4 protein-coding genes are annotated in these 5,302 nt (G+C 48.9%); 3 read left to right on the forward strand and 1 reads right to left on the reverse strand.

The genetic code is table 11. The annotated features are described in order from the left end of the window. Nucleotides 1-197 precede the first annotated feature (197 nt). Complete coding sequence (locus EA392_03565; GenBank protein TVR40576.1) at nucleotides 198-2,915, reverse strand: T9SS C-terminal target domain-containing protein; 2,718 nt, start codon at nucleotides 2,913-2,915, stop codon at nucleotides 198-200. Nucleotides 2,916-3,021: 106 nt separating this feature from the next. On the opposite strand from EA392_03565, the gene EA392_03570 reads away from it, so the two are divergent. From EA392_03570 to EA392_03580, 3 genes are all read left to right on the forward strand, one after another. Beyond that, nucleotides 3,022-4,017, forward strand: coding sequence for a sterol desaturase family protein (locus EA392_03570; GenBank protein TVR40579.1), 996 nt, complete (start codon nucleotides 3,022-3,024; stop codon nucleotides 4,015-4,017). Between the two features lie 40 nt (nucleotides 4,018-4,057). Next, nucleotides 4,058-4,651 (forward strand): hypothetical protein, encoded by a 594-nt coding sequence (locus EA392_03575; protein ID TVR40577.1) that lies wholly within the window; start codon nucleotides 4,058-4,060, stop codon nucleotides 4,649-4,651. A 1-nt stretch (nucleotide 4,652) separates the two neighbouring features. Continuing rightward, nucleotides 4,653-5,302 (forward strand): hypothetical protein (locus EA392_03580; GenBank protein ID TVR40578.1); only part of this gene is annotated, 650 nt, incomplete at its 3' end.

The raw sequence follows: 5,302 nt of genomic DNA on the forward strand, positions 1-5,302 counted from the left end.
TTGAAGTTACCCCATTGATGGCGGGAATTCAAGTAAAACCTATTGCGATTAGGGAAAGGTAGCCACGGGCAAGGAGCGGTAAATACGGCTCAGGAAGTGCGAGCTAATAAGTGGCCTGGGTAGAAAATAACCGGGCTTCATCATGGGTTAATCTCTCTCAAATGACCCATTCTTCGGAAAAACCGGATGAATTTCGTTTATCGGCGTGAGTTGTTGGAAGCCGACGATAAAATGAGTTTGATGGTCTCCACTTTTTCGCCTTGAATCACTCTTACCAAATAAGCGCCGGCATCCATATTTCGGAGCGGAATATCCTGGTTGCAAGGGAATGATTCATAGTGCAACAAACTTCTTCCGCTCATATCAAAAATCATGATGTCTACTTGCCCGGAAACGCATCCTTTCAAGCGGGTACTGTAATTCGCCGGGTTGGGAAACAATACGAGTGCATCTTGTTCATTTTCGTGAACACTGGTTGGACCTGAGATCACAAAACTCACTGTAAACTGGCACCCGTTGGCGTCGGTAACCGTAACTTCATAATCGCCTTGGGGCACATCGCTGATACTGGTTACATCTGTGGCTCCGTTGCTCCACGTGATGGAATAGTCGGGTGTACCACCAAATATTTCAATGCTCGCTGAACCGGTTCCCCCTACCGCGCTGGCATCCGTAGCCTCGAGGCTTATCCACAGCGAATCGGGTTGTTGAATGGTTGTGGAAACGGGAAACTCACAGCCATTTGCATCGCTCACAATGCCCTCGTAAAAACCCGCTGGCATTGCATCGGGGTTTTCGCCGTTCCAATCACTGCTGTAGGGCGGGGTGCCTCCAAGAATTTGCACAGAGATACTCCCGTCATTAGCGCCGAAACAGCTCGCAGGGCTGGGGGTAGCTTGCGCTATCAAAGGAGAGGGTTCGGTAATGGAAGCTGCACCCGAAATGGGGCATCCGTTAAAATCAAGCCCTTCAAAAGAGCAGATTCCGGGTCCCAGATTGGTGATGAACTGCTCTTCGTCGCCGGTGTTCCACACAATAGACTGCACTGGCCCCGTTGACACCGATACTTCAATACTTCCGTCGTTTGCGCCTGCGCAGCTCACATTGGTCACGGTGAAATTTACACCGGGCGTTGGGGCCACGGTAACTTCTACCGAGGGAGATTCTATAGAGAGCCCGAATTCGTTAAAGCCCTCAACGCTAAAACTACCTGCTTCATTCACAGTTAGGTATCGTTCCGTGTGTCCGTTGCTCCAAAGATATGCCTCGTGCTCTCCGGCATCCAGTACCACACTGTCGCCCGGGCACAAAAATAAGTCCCCCAGTGGCTCTATTTCAAATGGCTGCAGAAAGCTGGCACCCTCAATGAGGTAGAGCTGCTGGTTAACATCCACATTGTTGTACACTTCGCGGGTACCGCTGTTCCATTCTAAAATCAGTGAGTCAACCGATTGGTATTGACCCAGCCCGAAGATATGTTTTCGAGAGTTTTGCCCGCTGAGATTCTCTCCCATGGTTGCGTATCTTACAAGGTGTTGGTCGCCCACATAGCAGTGCATCCAAGTGCCAATTCCGTCGCGGTTGGCAATGGTACCCTCTAGCTGCACGCTCAGGTAGTTGTTGGTACCGCCTACGTTTTGAAACAATCGCGGAAAGTACGGTTCGCGGTTATTGGTGGCGTAATCATAGTAGCCATCGTTGTTGAGGTCGCCTTTAGCAACTGTAAAGGTCTCTACTGGAAATTGATTGATTCCCAGTGAATCACCCATTTCTGTAAAAGATGTTCCTCCGTTGTTCACAAAGAACTGACTGCCGGCATGGGGGGGCAGCCCGAATTGCATCACACTCACATAGAGATCTTCCCAAGTGTCGTTGTTGTAATCGAGCCATACAGAACCCCAACTGGATACCATTACCTGCATTCCGAAATCGGGAGCAACATTGGTAAAGGTTTCATTGCCATTGTTGCGATACAGTGTATTACCAGGCAAAATCGGGTTGTTGCTCACATACACGTCCAGATAGCCGTCCTGGTTGTAATCGCCAATTGCAGCCGACATGGCATCCAAAAAGTTGTCCACCCCGGATCCTTGTGTTGCACGGGTAAAGGTTCCGTCCTGATTGTTGATAAACAGCTCATTGGGGTAAGGTAAGCGGTCCACGGCAATAAAAAGGTCTTCCCAACCGTCGTTGTTGAGATCCACAAAACAGGGTTGCAGTGCCGGCCGGGGAACCATCAGTAGTCCGGCTTCTTCAGTAACGTCTGTAAAAGTGCCGTCGCCGTTGTTTTTGTACAGAATACTCGTGAAATCAAGGTCTATCTCGTCAAAAAATGAGTAGTTCTTGGTGACAAATACATCGAGGTAGCCATCGTGGTTGTAATCTCCCCATGCAGCGTTGGCGTAGATAAACACAGCTTGCTCAATGCCAGCCGCTGCGGTAACGTTGGTAAAGTTGAGGTTACCATCGTTTTTCCACAGTTCGAGCATCCCGTTTTGTTTGGTGATAAAAATGTCAGGATGGCCATCGTTGTCATAATCTACCCAGTTCAATCCACTGATACGCGCATTGCCGAAATTGAAAATCTCAATGCCCGAATCTTCGAGTACACCATTGTTGTTTATCAGGAAGCGCGGATGCCCAAACCCTCCGGCCAAACTAAGATCATCCCACCCGTCGTTGTTAAAATCGTACCAGCTGATTCCGCTTCCGTATCCATTGGATGGGTTTACCAGGTTCACGTTGAGGTTTTCCAGCTGTTCAGTGATATCAATAAATTGACCATGAACTGAACTGATAAAAAACGCCCCAATGGCGCCTAGAAAAAAAGACCTGTTAAATGGCATCAGGGATATAATGTTTGAATGACATACTTGGTGGGCAAATTTACGCCAAATGTATAGGAAGGGTTTCATGATATGTTACATCATTGTGTTATAAAAGTTGCAAAGCCTGACCGAAGGGCAATTTTTCGAACTTTCGGGCCAAAATTCTACCTTTGTGCCCATAATTTTTGACTGCATGGAACTCAACATGACCAACCCCCTGGTTTACGGGGTACCCCTTTTCATCATATTGATTGTGCTCGAAATAGTTTACAGTGAGCACTCTGGTAAGAAAGTATATTGGTGGAAAGACACCTTGGCCAGCGCAGCTATGGGATTTGGAGCCGTGATCCTCGGTCCGCTTATGAAGGTGGTTTTTGCAATTGTGCTATTTACCGGAGTGTATGAGTTCTTTAACCCTGAGGTAGATGGTGTTCGTCAAAACATTATGGGATGGCAATCATTCGGCTATGCGTGGTATATATGGCTTGCCTGCCAGTTTCTGGATGACTTTGCATACTACTGGTTTCACCGCGCCAACCACGAGGTGCGCATTTTCTGGGCAGCGCATATCGTGCACCACAGCTCCGACAGATTTAACCTCGGTACAGGTTTTCGCAACGGGTGGTTCACCATTTTGTACAAACCCTTCTTCTACATGTGGATTCCTGCCCTCGGTTTCCCGGTAGAGATGCTGTTGATTTGCATGGGAATAGAAGCGCTATGGCAATTGCAATTGCACACCAAATTTGTACCTAAACTCGGATTTCTCGAGAATTTTATGAACCTGCATACCCAGCACCAGGTGCATCATGCTCAAAACATCAAGTACCTCGATAAAAACCACGGGGGGTTTCTCAACATCTTCGACAGAATGTTTGGAACTTATCAACCACTGCTTGAAGATGAGGAAATAGAGTACGGTGTGATTCATGCTCCCAATTCATACAATCCTTTCGTGATTCTCACGCATGAATACGCTGACATCTGGAGCGATGTTAAAAAGGCAAAGAACCTGAAAGAAGCGTTTATGTACGTGTTTGGCCCTCCCGGCTGGAGTCCGGATGGTTCAACCCTCACTGTAAAGCAAATGCAGCGTGACCTTGCCAGAATGGAGGAAGAGGAAAGAGCGCGTAAAGAGCGCGCAGCAGGACACAACATGGCTACTGCCAAGGTTCCGGCGGGGGTCTGACATCCGCAATTTGCTTACAGGCTGCCCCATACTTCTGAACATGAAAAGTTACATCAAAGTGCTGTTGGGCCAGCTTTTACTTTCGCTCATTTGCCTGCCGCTTCTTAGTCAATCGGATGCTGCCGACACCTCCCACACCGCTAATCCGGAAGTCCGCGTAGCCATCAGCGGAGGCTATTTGCTGGGCGGGCAGTTTTTCAACGAGAGTTTTTCGTACAACCCCGGCTTTAGCTTGGAGGTTGCCGCCTACAAAAAGCTATCTGAAACAGTGAATCTCGGAGGTGGCGTTGGTGTCAATGCCTTGATGCAGGGCGAGACCTTTATTCCGCTGTTTGTCTCCTTTATGGGGTTTACACGTCCGCAAAAAGCAGCCACCTACTTTTTGATGAATGCGGGCTATTCTATCAGTGGTGGTAGCGGCTTTGACGTGCTCGAGGAGTACGATTTGCGCGGAGGACCGATGTTCCAGGTGGGGTTGGGGCGACGGTTTCTGCTCGGAAAACACGACCTGCTCTTTGGTTTGTCATTCCGTCACCAATGGGCGAGGGGCAGGTTTGAATCAGCCTTTGGGCAGCGCTTCGAAGAGCCCCTGAACTACGATTTTCTGGTTTTTGAACTTCGTTTCCTTTTTTGAGATGCGGGCGAAATGTTGGATAGGGGTTTCAATCCTGATTGCTTCAGTTGTTCTTTACCACGACTTTGCACATGCACAAGCATTGCGATTGAATGAAGTAATGCTCTCGCAGGATGGTAACTGGCCCGATCAGTTCAATGAAGCGAGCGCATGGGTGGAGCTTTACAATGCTTCCCAAAGTCCTGTGCAGCTTTCAGCATTTGCTCTTTCGCAGAGGTCGCATGGATTAACGCGATGGCAGTTTCCCAACCTCACCCTCCAACCCGACAGTTTTGTGGTGATACGGCTTTCGGGCAGGGATGTGCGCCAGGGAGGAGAACTGCACACAAATTTTAAGGTTCGGAATGCTGTTGACGGCCTTTGGCTTTTTCACCAAAACGGGCAGGTTGCCGATAGTATTCCGGGTACGTGTGTCCCAATGAATTGGTCGTTGGCCAGAATTCCCGACGGAAGCGGAAACTTTCAGCATACCCAGCAACCAAGTCCTGCTGCTACCAACAACAATTCACAGGTGCTGCCTTTTTCGTCGCCGGAAAGTCACGTTTCCATTTCGAAGCCTGCCGGCTTTTACGCAGGTCAAATACAGGTTGAGCTCAGTGCTCCGGCAGCTTATGATATTCGCTACACACTGAACACGGGCGATGAACCGGA

It is taken from the genome of Cryomorphaceae bacterium, from assembly GCA_007695365.1.
In the GTDB taxonomy this organism is placed as follows: Bacteria; Bacteroidota; Bacteroidia; order Flavobacteriales_D; family SKUL01; genus SKUL01.